We start from the raw sequence: 17,035 nt of genomic DNA on the forward strand, positions 1-17,035 counted from the left end.
GCGCATAGCTGCTTCAAATTGAGCAATGTCTTCGCTGCAAGGACCGGCTTGAGCAACCGTAGCGTACAGGCAGAGAATCGCGCAAATGATTGGGGCCGCTGCTTCTCGAAATCTTGTCATCCGGTTTCGTCCTCATAATTGCTCAGTGTAGCATCGTCATCGGCCCCGGCGCCATAGTCCAACTTCGCCGGTAGGGTTAGCTCGGTCGGCCATAATAAGTTCGACAGAGCTGGCCGGCCGCAAATTGTTGTCAGATGTTCGTTTTTGCATAGTCACCCTCGCCAATTTCGAAGCATATCACATCAACAGATGGAGTGCGGCGATGCACGGCTCTGGGGCGATTGATCGTCAGAATACTGCTGCATTTGACGGAATGTTGCGGATTCCCGGCGGCACATTCCGCATGGGATCGGACAGGCACTATCCCGAGGAAGCGCCGGTTCATCGCGTGACCGTCGATGAATTCCATATCGATCACACACCTGTTACAAACCGGCAATTCAAGGAATTCGTCAAGGCAACCGGCTACGTCACTTTTGCCGAAATTCCACCCGACCCGAAGGACTATCCCGGCGCGCTCCCTCACATGATCTATGCCGGCTCGCTGGTTTTCACACCGCCCGCGCGGGCTGTCGATCTCCGCGACTGGAGCCAATGGTGGCAATTCATGAAGGGCGCCGACTGGCGCCATCCATACGGCCCCAAGAGCAACATCAATGCGCTCGACAATCATCCGGTCGTGCACGTCGCCTATTCCGACGCGCTCGCCTATGCGCGGTGGGCCGACAAGGATCTTCTGACCGAAGCGGAATGGGAATTCGCCGCCCGTGGCGGACTTGACGGTGCGGAGTTTGCGTGGGGCGACGAGTTCGCGCCCGGCGGCAACCACATGGCCAATACCTGGCAGGGCGAATTCCCGAGGCAAAATCTCTGCACCGATGGCTTCGATCGCACCTCGCCGGTCACGGCCTTTCCGCCGAACGGCTACGGCGTCTACGACATGATCGGGAATGTCTGGGAATGGACGTCCGACTGGTATTCGCAAAGGCATGAAGCGGACGCGCCGAAGGCGTGCTGCATTCCGGAAAATCCACGCGGCGGACGGGAGGACGGAAGCTTCGATCCCAGCCAGCCACAGATCCGGATTCCCCGGAAGGTCTTGAAAGGCGGCTCGCATCTGTGTGCGCCGAACTATTGCCGCCGCTACCGGCCTGCCGCGCGGCACGCGGAGCCGATCGACACCTCGGCAAGCCATGTCGGCTTCAGGTGCATCACCAGGAAGAGGAGCGCGTCATGAGTGAGGACCAAAAGTTTGGAAAGCCGGAGGATGGCGTCGTGCAAAATGGCGGAGGATTGAAACGCCGCGATCTCTTGTTGAGCGGCAGTTCGCTCGTCGCTGCTTCGGCGCTCTCGGCCGTCGGGCTGGCAACCACGGCGCAAGCGCAGCAACAACCGGCGGCGCCAGCGGCAGCCGGACAACGTCCAAACATCGTCGTCATCATGGGTGACGACATCGGCATGTGGAATATCGGCGCCTATCACCGCGGCATGATGGCCGGGCGGACGCCGAACCTCGACAAGCTTGCCGCCGAAGGCATGCTGTTCACCGATTACTACGCGGAGGCGAGTTGTACGGCGGGCCGCGCCAACTTCATCACCGGTGAGCTTCCGATCCGCACCGGCATGACCACGGTCGGCCAGGCCGGTGCGCCCACAGGGATACCCGCGCAGGCAGTTACCATTGCTACCGCGCTTAAAGGAATGGGCTACGCCACCGGTCAGTTCGGCAAAAACCACCTTGGCGATAAAAACGAATTTCTGCCGACGGTGCACGGCTTCGACGAGTTTTTCGGATACCTCTACCACCTTGACGCGATGGAAGATCCAGCGCACCCCGCCTACCCCCAGGAATTGCTCAACACCGTCGGCCCGCGCAACATGGTCCATTGTTATGCGACCAATGTCGACGACGTCACCGTGGATCCACGCTGGGGCAAGGTCGGCAAGCAGCGGATCGAGGACGCGGGAACGCTCTATCCCAAGCGGATGGAAACCGTGGACGACGAAATCCGCGACTTTGCGCTCAAGTTCATCGACAAGGCCAAGGCCGACAACAAGCCGTTCTTCCTCTGGCTCAATCCGACCCGGATGCACATCGTCACCCACCTGTCGCCGAAGTACGAGGCGCTGCGCAACTCCAAGAACGGCTGGACCATTCATGAGGCCGGCATGGCGCAGCTCGACGATGACATCGGCATCGTGATGCAGAAACTGAAGGACATGGGCGTCGACGACAACACCATCGTCGTCTTCACCACCGACAACGGCACCGAAGTTTTCACCTGGCCTGATGGCGGGCAGACGCCGTTCGCGCAGAGCAAGGGCACGGTATTCGAGGGCGGTTTCCGTGTGCCCTGCATGGTCCGATGGCCGGGCAAAGTGCCGGCCGGCAAGGTCGAAAACGGCATCATCTCCGGGCTGGACTGGTTCCCGACGTTCCTTGCCGCGGCCGGCAATCCGAACATCGTCGAAGAATTGAAGAAGGGCAAGCAGATCGGCGACACTAGCTACAAGTGTCATCTGGACGGTTATAACCAGATGGACATGATCACCGGCAAGGGGCCGTCGAACCGGCACGAGATCTGGTATTTCGGCGAAAGCGAACTGGGCGCCGTACGCATCGACGACTACAAATATCGCTTCATCGACCAGCCTGGAGGCTGGCTTGGTGACAAAACCAAGCCCGACGTGCCCTACCTGATCAACCTTCGCCTCGATCCCTTCGAGCGCACGGGCTGGCCGAATAACGGGACAAAGGACGGCGCCCAGCAATACTTCGACTGGTTCAAATTCGAATTCTGGCGCTTCGTATTTGTCCAGCAGCAGGTGGAAAAGCTGGCGATGACGGCGATCGAGTTCCCTCCGATGCAGAGGGGTGCGAGCTTCAACCTGAGTGCCGTGAAAGAGAAAATCGAGGCCGCGAGGGCGGCAATGGCTAAATAAGGATTTCCTGATCGTCATGGCGGACGGCCTTCGTGTGGGCCGTCCGCTGTGAGTGTGCGTCTGGTGACGATGAAGGAGAGATCGTCTCACGCGCGAAGGACACAGGGACGCAATCAACCAGCCAAGCTTCATCGCATTGCTCCTACCAAGGAGGCGACAAACCCAAGCTCGGTCGAGATTTGTCGCAAGACTGAAGAACTGCCCGTTTTTGCATAGTCAGCTGCGGCTGCTTCAAGAATTGTGTCGCTACCTCGTCGCTCACCGAGTGGTTGCAAATGATCCGTCATCAGGGAGACGTTGCCATGAAGATCACGACGGCCCTTTCATTGGGCTTTCTTCTCGGAACAAGTTATTTGCCCGGAGTGATGGCCCAGCAGATCAACGGCGTGCCCGGTTCGCCCAGCGCGACGACGACAATCGACGGCAAACAACTGCCGCCGCCACCTCCGAAATTTGGCGGAGTGATCAAGGAGACTGCCAAGGATTCCAAGTCGTGGTGGCCGCCGCGCGTGGTGCCGCCCAAGGGCGCGCCCAACGTGCTGCTGATCATGACCGACGACCAGGGTTATGGCGTCAGCGGTACGTTCGGGGGTGTTATTCCGACGCCGGCGCTGGATCGCATCGCGAAGGCGGGGTTACGTTATACGCAGTTCTGCTCCACCGCGCTGTGCTCGCCGACCCGCGCGGCGCTGATCACCGGGCGCAACCATCACTCGGCAGGTTTCGGCGTGATCGCGGAGCTGTCGACGGGATTCCCGGGCTACGACTCGATCATCACTCCCGACAAGGCAACCATCGGCACGATCCTCAAGGGCAACGGCTACGCGACGTCGTGGTTCGGCAAGAACCACAACACGCCGGGCTTCCAGTACAGCGTAGCCGGCCCCTTCGACCAATGGCCGTCGGGAATGGGCTTTGAGTATTTCTATGGCTTCATGGGCGGCGAGACCGACCAGTGGACGCCTTATCTCTTCCGCGACCACACCCAGATTTTCCCGTGGATTGGCAAGTCCGATTACAACCTCATCACGGACATGGCCGATGAGGCGATCACGCGAATGAAGCAGCTCAACGCTGCATCGCCGGAGCAGCCGTTCTTCGTCTACTACGTTCCCGGCGGCAGCCACTCGCCGCACCAGCCGAAGAAGGAATGGATCGACAAGTTCAAGGGAAAGTTCGACATGGGTTGGAATGCCATGCGCGAGCAGATTTTCGCCAATCAGAAGCGGCTGGGCGTCATTCCCGCGAATACGGAGCTGACTGCGTGGCCGGATGACCTGCCGAAATGGGAGACGCTCTCGGCTGATGAAAAGAAGCTGTTTGCGCGGCAGGCGGAGGTTTACGCGGGCTACACGGCCTATACGGACTACGAGATCGGCCGCGTCATCCAGGCGGTCGAGGATATGGGCAAGCTCGACAACACGCTGATCATCTACATCGACGGCGACAATGGTACCAGCCCCGAGGGCACGCTGCTCGGCACGCCCAACCAGTACACCGCGTACAACGGAATTCTGAAGATTCCGGTCGAAGAGCAGCTCAAATATTATGACGTCTGGGGTTCGGCAGCGACCTATCCGCACATGGCGGTGGCGTGGTCGTGGGCATTCGACACGCCGTTCAAATGGACCAAGCAGGTGGCGTCGCACTTTGGCGGCACACGACAGGGCCTGGCGATCTCGTGGCCTGCCCGCATCAAGGACGTCGGTGGTATCCGCACCCAGTTCCACCACATGATCGACATCGCGCCGACGATCCTCGAAGCCACGGGTATCAAGGCGCCGCAGACAGTCAACGGCATCAAGCAAAGCCCGATCGAAGGCGTGAGCATGGCCTATACCTTCGACAAGGCGAACGCCACGGTGCCCTCGACGCGCAAGACCCAGTACTTCGAGATGGCCGCCAACCGCGGGATTTATAGCGAGGGTTGGTATGCCAACACGACACCGCCGCATGGGCCGTGGATCCTGAACGCGCCGTTGCCCCCCATCAACGATTACAAATGGGAGTTGTACAACCTGACCGCCGATTATTCCCAGGCCAACGATCTTGCGGCGAAAATGCCTGACAAGCTGAAGCAAATGCAGGGGCTGTTCCTGCAGGAGGCGGCCAAATACAACGTGCTTCCGCTGGACAACGCGCAGTTCGCGCGAGCGATCGCGCCGCGGCCGAGTGCCACTGCGGGGCAGACCGTCTTCACCTATTCCGGTGAGATGCCCGGAATTCCCGACGGAAACGCACCGCATATCCTGAACCGGTCTTTCACGATCACCGCCGAGGTCGAGGTCCCGGAAAGCGGCGACGGCATGATCGTCACCGAGGGCGGACGCTGGGGCGGTTATGGGCTGTACCTGCTCAAGGGAGTGCCGGTGTTCAATTATAACATGCTCCTGCTCCTGCAGGCCCGCTGGGCAGGCGATCAGCCACTCGCCGCGGGCAAGCACACGATCGTATTCGACTTCAAATATGACGGCCCCGGGATCGCCAAGGGCGGCACCGGCGTGCTGAAGGTCGATGGCAACGAGGTTCGTACGCTGCAAGTCCCGAAGACGATCCCGTTCTTGCTGCCGGCGGACGAGACCTTCGACGTCGGGATGGATACCCGCACCGGGGTGAACGACCTCGACTATCAGGTGCCGTTCCGCTTCAACGGCAAGATCGACAACGTGACGTTCAACCTTGGGCCGACACAGCTCACGACTGCGGACGAGATGAAGGTGCGGGAAGCGACCGCGCGAGCGCACGACTAGAGGCGGCTCGATAAGCCGGTGACGCCGGAATGCGGCGTGACCGGGAATGCATCGGCTACTTTCAGGACGCCTGAACCATTCAGCATCATGAGGAGCGCGACATGAACAGTTCAATTGGTGCCATAGTGTTTGTCTCGACCTTGATCGTTGCAGGTGCGGTGGCTGCGCAAGGCGTGCTCGTGGACGCCGCGGCGGACAAGGTGATCAAGAAGTTTGAAGCCGCCAGCTGCGATCAACTCAAGGCGCAGAAGAGCGAGCCGCCATCGGAGAAAGAAAAGATAGGGCTGGATTTGCTGCGCGACGATCCGAAGGCGCGTGTCGCCTTCATCGACAAGATCGCGGCGCCGGTCCTGAACAAGATGTTCGAATGCGAGATCATTCCATGATCCTCATGCAGATCTGCCCCCGCTTAACGTGACAGGAGGCTCGACGTGAACAAATCAATCGGTGCAGCCGTGCTGATTTCAGCCTTGATCGTCGCACGCGTAGCGTCGGCTCAGGGCATGCTGCTGGACTTCGCAGCCGACAAGGTGATCAAGAAGTACCAGACGGCAACCTGCGATGAATTGAAGGCGCAACGGAAAGAGCCGCCAACGGACAAGGAGAAGGAAGCCGTCCAATTTCTCCGCAACGATTCGCAGGCGCGAATCTTCTTCATCAACAAGATCGCCGCTCCTGTTCTGAACAAGATGTACGAATGCGGCATGATCCCGTGAGCAGGAGGGGAGTTTCGTCATGAGCCAGAACCACTTCACCCTCAGCTTTCCCTTGAAGTCGCCGGTACATGCGAAGTTGCTCGCGCAACAACTTTCACCCTTGATGCCGGGGCTATTTCGGGCGAGCGACGCGATCGGCACGATTCATTACTCACGCTTTACCGTGCTGAGCGAAAAGACCATGCTGTTTCTTGGCGACTTCGACGGCGAATTCGGTCAGCTCATGGCCGATCTCGCCAGGCAGGCGGGGCCGGTATTCGACGCCATTTTCCAGCACATCGAAAATCCACCGCCCACCGCGGTCGCCGACAATGTCAATGCCTTCGTCGAATGGACAGCCTCGCATCTCGTCGATGCCATCAATCTCTACACTGCGTACCCTTCTGTGACGGCCCGGGAGATCAAGGCGCTGGCGTCCGCCGCGGACGTCAGCGGTCGCGGTGAATTAAATCCCTTCCTGGTGATCCTGCCTATCAAATCGAAGCTTGCTTTTATCGAGGTTAAACTGCTCCTGCGCATTCGCGGCAGCGGCACGACGAAAGACCTGGACAAGGTCGGCACGCCGCATTTCGCCCAGTTCGTTCCACTCGAAGACAACCAGATCGGGTTCTTTACGGTCTATGACGGTTCGTTCGACAAATACATTGCCGATTTCACCAAAAACATCGGCGAGGTATTCGATCTTATATTCAAGTTCACGAAGAACCCGCCGCCGTCGCCTTGCCGAAAGCACTTGCAGGAATTCATCGACTTTGCGGCGGGCGCAAACCGCGCGCCGATCGGTTTCTATCAGGCGTATCCCGGTCTATCAGTCCAGGACATCCATGCCCTGATCGCCGACGCCAAGCCGCAGTCCGTCTCGGCGTGATGGTGAAAGGCGGCACCAGATGAGCCGGGACAACGAGGCGCAGGCGTCTGCTGCAAAAGAAGGCGGAAGCTTCTTCCGCGGTCTGTTCGGGCGCGTGAAGCACGAGGTTACTGAACGCGAGCCCCGCTCCGGAGACGGTTCAGGGAACCCACTCGACCTCGGCGATATTCAGGGCTTTATCCTGCGGGGCTACAGGATGCCGATGGTGCGGCATTTCCTGCTTTCGGTCGGCGATCCCGCGGCGGCCCGCAAGTTGCTCGGGCGATTCGTCAATGGAAACGAATCCGACGTGCCCCAGATCACCACCGCGGAAGATTGGCACGTGGGGTTCGAGCCGGGACCTGGAGACAATCCCGCTGACGCCCCGCGCCGCAAGCCCGACTATTGCCTGAACCTCGGCATTACCTGGCCTGGGCTTATCGCGCTGGAAATCAAGCAGCGCGTCCCGAGCCTCTCGTTCAAATCGTTCGGTGCATTCGTCGCCGGCGCCGCCGAGCGTGCGAAACTGGTGGGCGATACCGGCGAGAGCGCCCCGCAGCACTGGATCGGCGGATTCGGCAAGGGCAGCGACCACGTTCTCGTGACGCTGCACGCCATGAGTCCGCAGGCGATGACAAGTTACAGCGATCGGTTGGTTGCTCTGTTTGCCGAAGGCGGCGCCTTTCGGGAGATCTGGCGCGGCGACGGCATGGCGTTGATGGAAATGAGGGACGGCGAGCCCGTCCCTACCTTCAAGGTTCACTTCGGTTACACCGACGGCATCAGCATGACCACCATTCGCGGCGGTCCGGAACGATACCCGCCGGATCATCAGCAGCCTTGCGAACCGTGGCTGTTCGTGCTGCGGGACGAAGCCGAGAATTATTTTGTACCGGAACCCCGTGAACTCGGATTAAACGGCAGCTTTGCCGTCTTCAAGATGATCGAGACGGACGTCGTTAAATTCGAGAACTATCTTCAATCGAACAAGGACAAGATCGACCCCGAGCTACTCGCCGCCAAGATCTGCGGGCGCTGGCGCAATGGCGTTCCTCTTGTGCTATCGCCGGAAACGGACAGTCCCTCGGGCGGCATTCAACCGGAGCAGTTGAACAACTTCGAATACGTGAACGCCGATGGGTCGGGTGATCCCAGGGGGCTGCGCTGTCCCGTCGGCGCGCACATGCGCCGCATCAATCCGAGAGGCCAGCCCGTCACGGGCCAGGGACAACCCGGCGGCAGCAACAATACCCACCGGTTGATCCGCCGCGGCCTGCCATATGGGCCGGTCTATGATCCTTCGCAGCCCTACGACGGCATCGAGCGCGGCCTGCTTGGCTATTTCATCAACTCCAGCATCGAGAACCAGTACGAGTTCGTGCTCGGACACTGGGTCAACGACAGTGAGTTTGCCGGATCGGTGCGGCTTAATCCCAAGTCGAAGGACCCGATGATCGGGACGCAGGATCCGGCAGAGAGCATTTTCGTGATTCCGCAGGCGGCCGGCGCCGCTCCGACCAAACTTACGGGATTCTCGAGTTTCGTTACGACCCGAGCATCTGCGTACTGCTTTTTGCCAAGCGTCACCGCGATCAAGTTTATCGCGGGGTTGGGATGAGGCCTTGAACCGGCATCTCGTGGGAGACTTCCAATGGTGTTCCTGACCAGGTGGTTCGGCGTGACCGAGAGCGATGCAGACCGGGACCCGGCACGGGAAAAGGCCGACATCGAGGCGATCGTCGAGAAATCGCTTCTGATGCAGGCGAATGCCGCCGCGAAACAGCAGAGATCGCTGTGTCGTGGAACCCACGCCAAGGGTGTCTGCGCCCGAGCGCAATTCGAAGTGTTTGACCTAATCATCGGACGCGAGCCCGCGCTGGCGAGACGACTTGCCCAGGGGCTTTTCGCAAAGCCTGACGCCTATCCCGCGGTGGTACGATTTGCCAATGCGGACGCCAGTGTAAACTCGGATTTCAAGCCCGACGTAAGGTCGTTGTCTTTCTCGGTCGGCCTCGCTCGGGAAGATACCGAAGGTCCTGACGCAAAGCCTAGTCGGCAGGATTTCTCGATGCAAAACGCAACGACCCTGCCCATCAACGACTCGCCTGCCTTTCTGGCGACCATCAGCGTGATGACGGCATCAAATCCAGTCCGTGCTCTGTGGTCGCTGCCGTTTCGGGACAAGCTGAGGGTGGTGAGGACGCTCGCTTTGGCGGAAATACAAGCCCGCCAGGCCATCAAGCCTTATCAACAATTGCGCTATTGGAGCACCGTTCCGTTTCGTCACGGGCCGACCGACGTCGTGAAGTTTTCGGCCATACCGTTGCTGGATAATCCAGCGCGGCCGCTGCAAAAGGGTAACCCGAAAGGACTGCAGGACGAGCTAGCCCGGCACCTGAAGGAGGACGGCAAGATGAGCGGGTTCGATTTTGCGGTTCAGTTTCTCGACGTCGAAAGGATGACGTACTGGGGCAAGCATTGCGAAGCCGACTTCTGGATCGAAAACGCGAGCGTCGAGTGGAACGCAGCCGAAGCGCCGTTCCACACGGTCGCGCGGCTTACCCTGTTGCCTAGTTCGCAGCTTTCGCCAGAAGAAGGCGAAGCGGTATATTTCGACGTCACAGGAAACGCGACGCCTGACAGCACACCTGTAGGAAGCATCAACCGCGCCCGCTGGCCGGCAGAGGTTGCCAGCAGGAAGGCGCGAGCGCATGCGGGCGGACAATGCTCCGCGGTCCGTTGAAGGGAAGCCCGGACCGCGCCGCCGTGCGAAAAGCGAAGCTGTGATCCGTAATGTGCTCAAATATTCGTTGGCGACTTGGTCGATCACATTCCCTGTTCCTGCCGAGAAATTCCCTGTTATTCGAAATAGTTTCCCTGTTAATTTGCGTAGGAATTGCGCGAAAACTGATGCGGCACAGCCGCTTCTTGGCATAGGATTGGTCTGAGGAATCCCGAAATCGCGTTTTTCCCTGTAAAATTCCCTGTTGGCAGGGAATTCGACTGGAGACCGGCGCGATCTCCACTGCGTCGCCAGCCACGCAGTCCTGCGTTCTGCCAGGCTTCCCAAGAGACCGCGGAATGGGCCGGAAATCCCGGCTTTTCGCGCGTTGGCTCCGGTCTCCAGACACCGGATTTGCCAAGGTTGAGGCGGAAATCCCGGAAAGTCTCCGGCGGTTTCCGCGAATATTCCCGTTTAACGGAGACTATCGGCGGAGACGGGTTTGATCAGTACTGCCGCCCACCCTTGGCACTCAGTTTTGGCTCAATCTCCGGGTCTCGATGTTCGGAATCGCGCTTGGACTGCCGCACGAGGAGGGTCGCATAAATCTCGTGGCGCACTCGATCTTTAACCGGCAACTCAAGGCGCTGGACCGTGTTGGACCCTCGTCCCAAACAAGTTGCAGGTTGACGACGAGCCGACCAACATCGACTTCTAGGGTCAACAGCAAGGGGAGGGGTTCCAACTATCATACAAACCTCCAAGAGAACTTTCGGCATGCCCTGCCGGAAGCTCTTCCCGTCTAAAGACAAGGGGTACGATCCGTCACTGAATGGTGGTCCCGTGTTTGAAGTCTTCCATGATGAATGAGGCTCGATACGCGCAACGCACCCATCCTCGCGCGTGTGCTCGCGTGCGGCGGTGGAGTAGCTGGTGGCCGCTGCGCGCAACGGTGCCAAGGCGAGGGCGGCGCCGCGGGCTTCGCGAAGGGCGGGGCAAAAGTTGACCTGGCCGAAAGGGATGGCGGTACCCTCCTGAGCTATCAGGTCGAGGCGCAAATCGGCGGCAAACTGGCGCAGCTCGGCCAACGGCTGATCAATGGCACGGCCAAGAAATTGGCCGACGAGTTCTTCGCCAATTTCGCAAACGCCCTTTAGCTAGCGGGATTTTTGTGGCGGCGATTGAGAGCCCTCATCTGCGTGAGGGCTCAACGTGCAGTGCCTAAGAGACCGACAGCAGAGTTCTCCCTGACTAAGCTGCTGTTAGGAGCAGCTTTTTTTTGAGCTGAGCGGAAACCCCACGCGATGCGGTGCGAGGCTGACGTCACCAGTGATGGCGAGCTAGCTAAAGAGTTTATTGTCCGCGCGATGGTGAAGGAGATTCCATAAAGCCTGATCGACGAATCCCAACGGCGAGGCCCGCTGGAATTACAGTTTCGGGTCCGGAGGGGACGATGCTTCTGTGGTCGAATTGCAGATTACATGACATCGATGTGAAGCATAACCGAAGCTACGATCCTGGAGGTTCACGCGGTTTCCTCATCAACCTCGCGACGATCCTAGGATGACCGTGCGTGCCGACCGCAGGAACCTCTCGACCACTGGCGTCGGCAACCTGTGCCTGAGTCTTTGGATTACCACCGGAAGGCGCTGTGAACATTCGAGCGGTAGCGCGTGTAACCCCCAACGATCGGCGCCGTGGCGATAAGAGTATTCCGTCATAACTGTGACGTACCCTCCGGTTCCGAGGAGTTGCAGGCGCAGTTGCATGGAATAGGTCGCTATCGCCGCATCCGGCACCGTCAGGCCACGCTGCCTGAATTCGTCCTCCAGGATGGTGCGGGCAATGCTGTCGGTGGCCGCCAGGATCCAGGACTCTCCCGTCAAGTCCGTCCAGTCGACCCCGTCTCGCATTGCCAAAGGATGAGTTGAGCTCACGACGACCTTGAGCTCCTCCTCCATCAAGTGCTCGATGAGTAATTCGCTATCTATGTCCTCGCGTGAGCGCCGCCCCAGCAGAACGTCTATGCCGCGTTCCATGAGTTCGCGGTATTCAGTCCCTGAAACGCGCATGCTGGTCTCGAAGACATGCACGGATATTCCGGGATAGCGGCCGCGCAAATCTGCAATAATGTCGGCCATCAGGCCTCCGGCGATGAATGCCATGTCGGCACCGACGCGCACGATTCCGCGGCCGCCGTCCGTCAGGAACGCGATGTCGCGCATGCCGAGGTCGAGCGTATCAAGCGCCTGACGCCCGCGGGCGACCATTGCTTCTCCGGCCACGGTGAGCACCACGCCGCGCGGGCCTCGGTCGAGCAGACGTATGCCCGCGAAACGCTCTAGGTCGGCGATCGCCTGCGAAACGGCAGGCTGGGTGATCGACAGAAACGCCGCCGCTTTGGCCATGCTGCCGAGCTCGGCTACGACCGTCAGGGTGTGAAGATCACGAAGCTTCAGGGAACGCCCGAGCCGCATCCGCAATGCATCGTCTCGCGTAGACATAACGTTTTCTTATATCTCCATTCGAGCTTTGGCAATTCCGGAGACACGCCTCTCCACTCAATGCTGGAGGCTAGGGTCGGTAGCCTGAGGGAGCAACAGACGAATGGATTTCACCGAGGCAATCAACACGCGCATGCAAGACGTGGCCTCCGCGTGCGTCGGCTGTGGCAAGTGTTTCGAGGTCTGCCCAATGAAGGGGCCAATCGGCCTCTCCGAGGCCGACCCGAAGGAGGTGCTCGGTGGCATTGTCGATTTGATACGCGGCGGCAATGGCAACGAAGCTGCGCAACGCTGGGCCAGCGCATGCTCAAGCAGCGGCCTCTGCCGCGACGCCTGTGACTACGGGGTGGACCCGCTCTTTCTTGTGAAGATGGCAAATTACGCGAATGTCCGTCGCCGTGACGGCGACGCTGTCCGCAAGAACGGAGCTTCTTCCTTCCGCGCCGTCGCAAAGTCGCTGCGGATGGTGTCCAGGCTTCAAGTGGATCAGAACACAGTGGCGCGGCTGCAGCCGACACTCAAGCCCGCCACGGAGGAATGTAAGCCCGACATCGCCTTCTACATTGGTTGCAACGTGGGAAAGACGCCGCACATTGTCCTGCTGTGTGTCGAGATCCTGCAGGCGATGGGCTTGTCCTGCGAGATCCTCGGCGGTTCGAGCGCCTGCTGTGGCATCAACCAATTTCGGGCGGGTGACGGCGAAACCGCCGGGCGGGCCGGCCTGGCCGCGCTGAGCCAGATCGAGGCCAAGCAGGCCACCACCAACCTGTCGTGGTGCCCGAGCTGCCAGTTGCAGTTTGAGGAGGTCATCCTGCCCGCACACCGGCTCATGACGGGGCGCGATGATGCCGGCCTGACGCCGTTCTTTGTCTTTCTCGAGCGCAATCTCGACAAGCTGAGGCCACTCTTCAAGCACGACATCCGCAAACGGGTCGCCATCAACGAGCGACCCGGAACACCCGATGTCTTGCGCGCGGTCGAGCGGTTGCTGAGCGAGATTCCAGGCATCGAGCTCGTGCACCTCGACGTGCCGCGGGCTGGACTGATGTCCACCTATCTGAACGTCACTCCGAAGTTCAAGGAAAGCCTGCGTGCGGAGGAATTCGAGGCGGCGGCGCGCGCGGGCATCACCACTCTCGCAACCATTTTTCACGGATGCCATCGGGAGCTCTGCAAGTTCGAGAACGACGTTTCCTTCGAAATTGTCAATGTGGTCGAGATCATCGGAGAAAGCATCGGCATCCGCGTGGAAGATACCTACAAGAAGCTGGCGCTCGCAGCGTCCGTAGACGAGGCGCTGCAGAACAGTGCGTCACTGTTGGCCGAACACGGCCTCACTGCCGATGAAGCCCGGGACGCCCTCATTGCCGACCTGCTCGGGGCAAAGGTGCTCCAAGGGGCGATCCAGGAAATTGCCTAACACCCAAACAGCACAGGCCAATTATGACACGGATTGTTTTCAGGACTCCGCAGGGAACCGATCGCGAATGCGAGGCCGGGATCGGCGAGAGCCTCATGGCCGTTGCACGCAATCATGCGATCCACGGCATTGAGGCCGAGTGTGGCGGTGCCCTTTCCTGTGGCACCTGCCATGTTTACCTCACGGCGCCTGCCAGCGCGGTCCTGCCGGCCCCCTCGGAAGCGGAGAGCAGCATGCTCGAGGTGGTGGCGGCGGAGCGCAGGTCCGACAGCCGGCTCGCCTGCCAGATTGCTATCACGCCCGACCTGTCCGGGTTGTTCGTCGAAATCCCGGCAACGCAGTTCTAATGCAAATGGGCATAAATCCGGGAACGTTGGGGAGTATCGCCATTATCGGTGCTGGCCATGCCGGTACCGAGGCAGCATTTGCTCTTCGCCTTCACGGCTTCGACGGGTCGATCACGCTGATCAATGGCGAGGATGCCTTGCCCTACCAGCGTCCACCTCTGTCCAAATCCTTCTTGCAGCGCGGCTTGAGTACGCCTCTGCGTTCGCCGGATGCATTTGTTAGCGCCAAGATCGATGTCGTTCGCGCCAGGGTAAGAGAAATAGATCAAACGCGACTGGCGTTGCTTTTGGACCGAGGCGACGAGATACGGTGCGATCATGTTGTACTCGCCCTTGGTGCACAGCCCAACCGGCTCGCTGTGGCGGAAGGCTTAAACCTTGCCAATCTCAATGATCTGCAATCGGCCGAGCGCCTGCGCGGCGCGCTGCCGCACGCCCGCCGCGTAGCTATCATCGGTGCAGGCTTCATCGGAATGGAGCTCGCGGCAGCCGTGGTGGCTCTTGGTAAACAGGTGGTGATCGTTGATCGGGCTGCGAGAGTGCTGGAACGGGCGACGTCGCGCGACGTATCCCGTTATCTTGGCGATCGGCACCGCTTACGCGGCGCAAAGATCATCCTCGATGTGGGCGTAACCGACATCCGGCGCCATAGCTCGCTGGGCTGTGTTCTGACCCTATCCAACGGCGTGCAGATCGATGCTGACCTCGTGGTCGAAGCCGTCGGCGTCACGCCGAGACTCGAGCTTGCGAAGCAAGCCGACCTTCGGACGGGCATCGGAATCATCGTCGACCGCGATCTTCTGACGTCGGATCCGCGAATTAGTGCGATCGGAGATTGCGCGCAATTTGCACCTTGCGAAGGCTCCCGCGCTATCGTGCTCACCTCTGTTCAGAATTCGGCCGATCAGGCCAGGCACGTCGCCAAACGCCTTGCCGGTGTGCGGACTTCATATTTCGCCGTCCCCTGGTTCTGGAGCGATCAGGCAGATGACAAGCTGCAGATCGTTGGGCTTGTCCCGCAATGCGCCGACCGGGTGGTGCGGCGCTCCAAAAATGACCGATCCTTCTCGATATTTTCCTTTCAGAATGACCTGCTCGCCAGCGTCGAAACATTGAATTCTCCAGCAGAGCACGTGATCGCCCGGCGTCTCTTGGGCGCAAGTGTCCCGATCCGGCCGCAACAGGCCGAAGATCCCAAGTTCGACCTGGCCTCTCTTCTCCGTGCGCCTTCACAGGCCGCAAAAAACTGAAATTGCCGAAAGGTCCGAAAGGTCGAACGAGGCCTCCAAGTCTTCCAGATAACTAAGGAACAATAGATGTCGATCTCTCTGAGCGAAGGTCTGGTCATAGCGCCAAAGAAGAGTCCGCCACGCGTCTGGAGTTCAATCTATTTCCAGGTCGTCATCGCTGCGATATTTGGCGTAGCGCTAGGATGGTATCTCCCAGCGCTAGGTACGGAGATGAAGATATTCGGCGATTTCTTCATTCGCTGCGTCAAGATGGTGCTTATCCCGATCATTTTTCTGACCATCACGGTCGGTGTTGCCCGAATGACCGACATCAAAAGGCTCGGTGCGGTTGGAATTAAGACGATTCTTTATTTCGAGGTAATCTCGACGATGGCTCTGGCGATTGGGCTAATCGTCGGCAATTTCGTTCAGCCTGGCGCAGGATTCAATGTTGACGTCTCCAAGATTGATACCGCATCGATCGCTACATTCCAGAAAAGCTCTACGACACTTGCCGACACGATCTTCACACTGGTGCCGGAAAATATCCTTTGGGCCATGTCCAAGGGAGAGATATTACCAGTCCTGATTTTTGCCGTCCTCTTTGGTGTCGGGCTTTCTCTGAGCGGAAAATTCGCTCAGTCCGCCGTCGATGCGATGGACAGCGCACTTCATGGATTTTTCGGCGTGATGCGCATCGTCATGCGGCTCGCTCCGATTGGCGCGTTCGGCGCCCTTGCCTTTACGATCGGGAAATACGGGATCAGTTCCGTTGTCAATCTCGCGCTGCTTGTGGCCTGTATGTATCTAACGTCAGCGTTCTTCATTGTGTTTGTACTAGGAGCTGTGGCGCGCATTGCCCGTGTGCCGATGCTGAAATTCCTGCGCTATATCCGTGCCGAAATCGCCATCGTTCTTGGCACCTGTTCATCTGAGAGCGTGCTCCCGCAACTCATGGAGAAGCTGGAGCGCGCGGGATGTCCCAGGCCTATCGTCGGGCTGGTGATGCCTGCGGGCATAACCTTCAACCCGGACGGAAGTGCGATCTATCTGAGCCTCGCGGCGTTGTTCATATCGCAAGCGACGAACACCACTCTGTCGCTAACAGATCAGATCGCCCTGCTTGCCGTCATGCTTGTGACATCCAAGGGTTCCGCCGGTGTGGCTGGAGCCGCTTTCATCGCCCTTGCAGCCACGCTGGCCACGACTCACACGCTTCCTGTCGCCGGGCTTGCGCTACTTCTTGGGGTCGACCGATTCATGAACGAGGCTCGCGCGGTAACTAATACCATCGGCAATGCGCTCGCAACGCTGGTCGTGTCGCGTTGGCAAGGAGAACTGGACGACAAGGCCATGATGCAAGCCTTGGCGCCGGACGTGTGAGCGCCGGTCACCGAGCTCTCGCTTCCAGAGGTCCGGGAGCTTCCGGATCTGATCGGCCCAAAACAAGCGCAACGCGCGGCGCATCGAGTTGTTAGCCTTCTGCAGGATTGATGA

Annotated in this window: 13 protein-coding genes and 1 pseudogene; 13 read left to right on the forward strand and 1 reads right to left on the reverse strand. The window is 59.5% G+C overall.

The window, feature by feature from the left end; all coding sequences use genetic code 11:
* Window positions 1–373: 373 nt before the first annotated feature.
* The 9 genes and pseudogenes from BLS26_RS27780 to BLS26_RS27820 all read left to right on the forward strand — a co-directional run.
* Window positions 374–1,297 (forward strand): formylglycine-generating enzyme family protein, encoded by a 924-nt coding sequence (locus tag BLS26_RS27780; protein ID WP_172804716.1) that lies wholly within the window; start codon window positions 374–376, stop codon window positions 1,295–1,297.
* The gene (locus BLS26_RS27785) at window positions 1,294–3,003 is read left to right on the forward strand and encodes an arylsulfatase (RefSeq protein ID WP_172804717.1); all 1,710 of its coding nucleotides are present in this window, start codon (window positions 1,294–1,296) and stop codon (window positions 3,001–3,003) included. Before BLS26_RS27780 ends, BLS26_RS27785 begins: the two co-directional genes overlap by 4 nt.
* A gap of 302 nt (window positions 3,004–3,305) precedes the next feature.
* A complete protein-coding gene (locus tag BLS26_RS27790; protein ID WP_092515719.1) occupies window positions 3,306–5,753 on the forward strand; it encodes an arylsulfatase in 2,448 nt (815 codons plus the stop codon).
* A 101-nt stretch (window positions 5,754–5,854) separates the two neighbouring features.
* Window positions 5,855–6,139, forward strand: a complete 285-nt coding sequence (locus BLS26_RS27795; RefSeq protein ID WP_092515720.1) for a hypothetical protein — start codon at window positions 5,855–5,857, stop codon at window positions 6,137–6,139.
* 45 nt (window positions 6,140–6,184) lie between these two features.
* Window positions 6,185–6,469 carry a hypothetical protein gene (locus BLS26_RS27800; RefSeq protein ID WP_092515721.1) on the forward strand — a complete coding sequence of 95 codons (285 nt, stop codon included), beginning with the start codon at window positions 6,185–6,187 and terminating at the stop codon, window positions 6,467–6,469.
* A 223-nt stretch (window positions 6,470–6,692) separates the two neighbouring features.
* The gene (locus BLS26_RS27805; protein ID WP_157676603.1) at window positions 6,693–7,337 is read left to right on the forward strand and encodes a hypothetical protein; all 645 of its coding nucleotides are present in this window, start codon (window positions 6,693–6,695) and stop codon (window positions 7,335–7,337) included.
* A gap of 19 nt (window positions 7,338–7,356) precedes the next feature.
* Window positions 7,357–8,934, forward strand: coding sequence for a hypothetical protein (locus BLS26_RS27810; protein ID WP_092515723.1), 1,578 nt, complete (start codon window positions 7,357–7,359; stop codon window positions 8,932–8,934).
* A 33-nt stretch (window positions 8,935–8,967) separates the two neighbouring features.
* Window positions 8,968–10,059 (forward strand): hypothetical protein, encoded by a 1,092-nt coding sequence (locus BLS26_RS27815; protein WP_092515724.1) that lies wholly within the window; start codon window positions 8,968–8,970, stop codon window positions 10,057–10,059.
* A 935-nt stretch (window positions 10,060–10,994) separates the two neighbouring features.
* Window positions 10,995–11,195: pseudogene (locus BLS26_RS27820) on the forward strand (SRPBCC domain-containing protein); the annotation flags it as partial.
* A gap of 384 nt (window positions 11,196–11,579) precedes the next feature.
* Here BLS26_RS27820 and BLS26_RS27825 read toward each other — a convergent pair.
* Complete coding sequence (locus BLS26_RS27825) at window positions 11,580–12,542, reverse strand: LysR family transcriptional regulator (protein WP_092515725.1); 963 nt, start codon at window positions 12,540–12,542, stop codon at window positions 11,580–11,582.
* 103 nt (window positions 12,543–12,645) lie between these two features.
* Here BLS26_RS27825 and BLS26_RS27830 point away from each other — a divergent pair, with 103 nt between their 5' ends.
* From BLS26_RS27830 to dctA, 4 genes are all read left to right on the forward strand, one after another.
* The gene (locus BLS26_RS27830) at window positions 12,646–13,962 is read left to right on the forward strand and encodes a (Fe-S)-binding protein (protein ID WP_092515726.1); all 1,317 of its coding nucleotides are present in this window, start codon (window positions 12,646–12,648) and stop codon (window positions 13,960–13,962) included.
* 95 nt (window positions 13,963–14,057) lie between these two features.
* The gene (locus BLS26_RS27835; RefSeq protein WP_244541707.1) at window positions 14,058–14,309 is read left to right on the forward strand and encodes a 2Fe-2S iron-sulfur cluster-binding protein; all 252 of its coding nucleotides are present in this window, start codon (window positions 14,058–14,060) and stop codon (window positions 14,307–14,309) included.
* On the forward strand, window positions 14,309–15,559 hold the full coding sequence (locus BLS26_RS27840; RefSeq protein WP_092515728.1) for an NAD(P)/FAD-dependent oxidoreductase: 1,251 nt from the start codon (window positions 14,309–14,311) through the stop codon (window positions 15,557–15,559). The genes BLS26_RS27835 and BLS26_RS27840 overlap by 1 nt, the downstream gene beginning before the upstream one ends.
* A 66-nt stretch (window positions 15,560–15,625) precedes the next feature.
* Window positions 15,626–16,921 carry a C4-dicarboxylate transporter DctA gene (gene dctA, locus BLS26_RS27845; protein ID WP_092515729.1) on the forward strand — a complete coding sequence of 432 codons (1,296 nt, stop codon included), beginning with the start codon at window positions 15,626–15,628 and terminating at the stop codon, window positions 16,919–16,921.
* The last annotated feature ends 114 nt before the right edge of the window (window positions 16,922–17,035 follow it).

The organism is Afipia sp. GAS231, assembly GCF_900103365.1.
Taxonomy (GTDB): Bacteria; Pseudomonadota; Alphaproteobacteria; order Rhizobiales; family Xanthobacteraceae; genus Bradyrhizobium.

Bases quoted from the DNA above. Each gene is read 5' to 3' on its own strand.
- BLS26_RS27795 (WP_092515720.1), top strand. From the start codon at position 5,855: ATGAACAGTTCAATTGGTGCCATAGTGTTTGTCTCGACCTTGATCGTT.
- BLS26_RS27780 (WP_172804716.1), top strand. From the start codon at position 374: ATGTTGCGGATTCCCGGCGGCACATTCCGCATGGGATCGGACAGGCAC.
- BLS26_RS27830 (WP_092515726.1), top strand. From the start codon at position 12,646: ATGGATTTCACCGAGGCAATCAACACGCGCATGCAAGACGTGGCCTCC.
- BLS26_RS27840 (WP_092515728.1), top strand. From the start codon at position 14,309: ATGCAAATGGGCATAAATCCGGGAACGTTGGGGAGTATCGCCATTATC.
- BLS26_RS27790 (WP_092515719.1), top strand. From the start codon at position 3,306: ATGAAGATCACGACGGCCCTTTCATTGGGCTTTCTTCTCGGAACAAGT.
- BLS26_RS27805 (WP_157676603.1), top strand. From the start codon at position 6,693: ATGGCCGATCTCGCCAGGCAGGCGGGGCCGGTATTCGACGCCATTTTC.
- BLS26_RS27835 (WP_244541707.1), top strand. From the start codon at position 14,058: ATGGCCGTTGCACGCAATCATGCGATCCACGGCATTGAGGCCGAGTGT.
- BLS26_RS27825 (WP_092515725.1), bottom strand. From the start codon at position 12,542: ATGTCTACGCGAGACGATGCATTGCGGATGCGGCTCGGGCGTTCCCTG.
- BLS26_RS27810 (WP_092515723.1), top strand. From the start codon at position 7,357: ATGAGCCGGGACAACGAGGCGCAGGCGTCTGCTGCAAAAGAAGGCGGA.
- BLS26_RS27815 (WP_092515724.1), top strand. From the start codon at position 8,968: ATGGTGTTCCTGACCAGGTGGTTCGGCGTGACCGAGAGCGATGCAGAC.
- BLS26_RS27785 (WP_172804717.1), top strand. From the start codon at position 1,294: ATGAGTGAGGACCAAAAGTTTGGAAAGCCGGAGGATGGCGTCGTGCAA.
- dctA (WP_092515729.1), top strand. From the start codon at position 15,626: ATGTCGATCTCTCTGAGCGAAGGTCTGGTCATAGCGCCAAAGAAGAGT.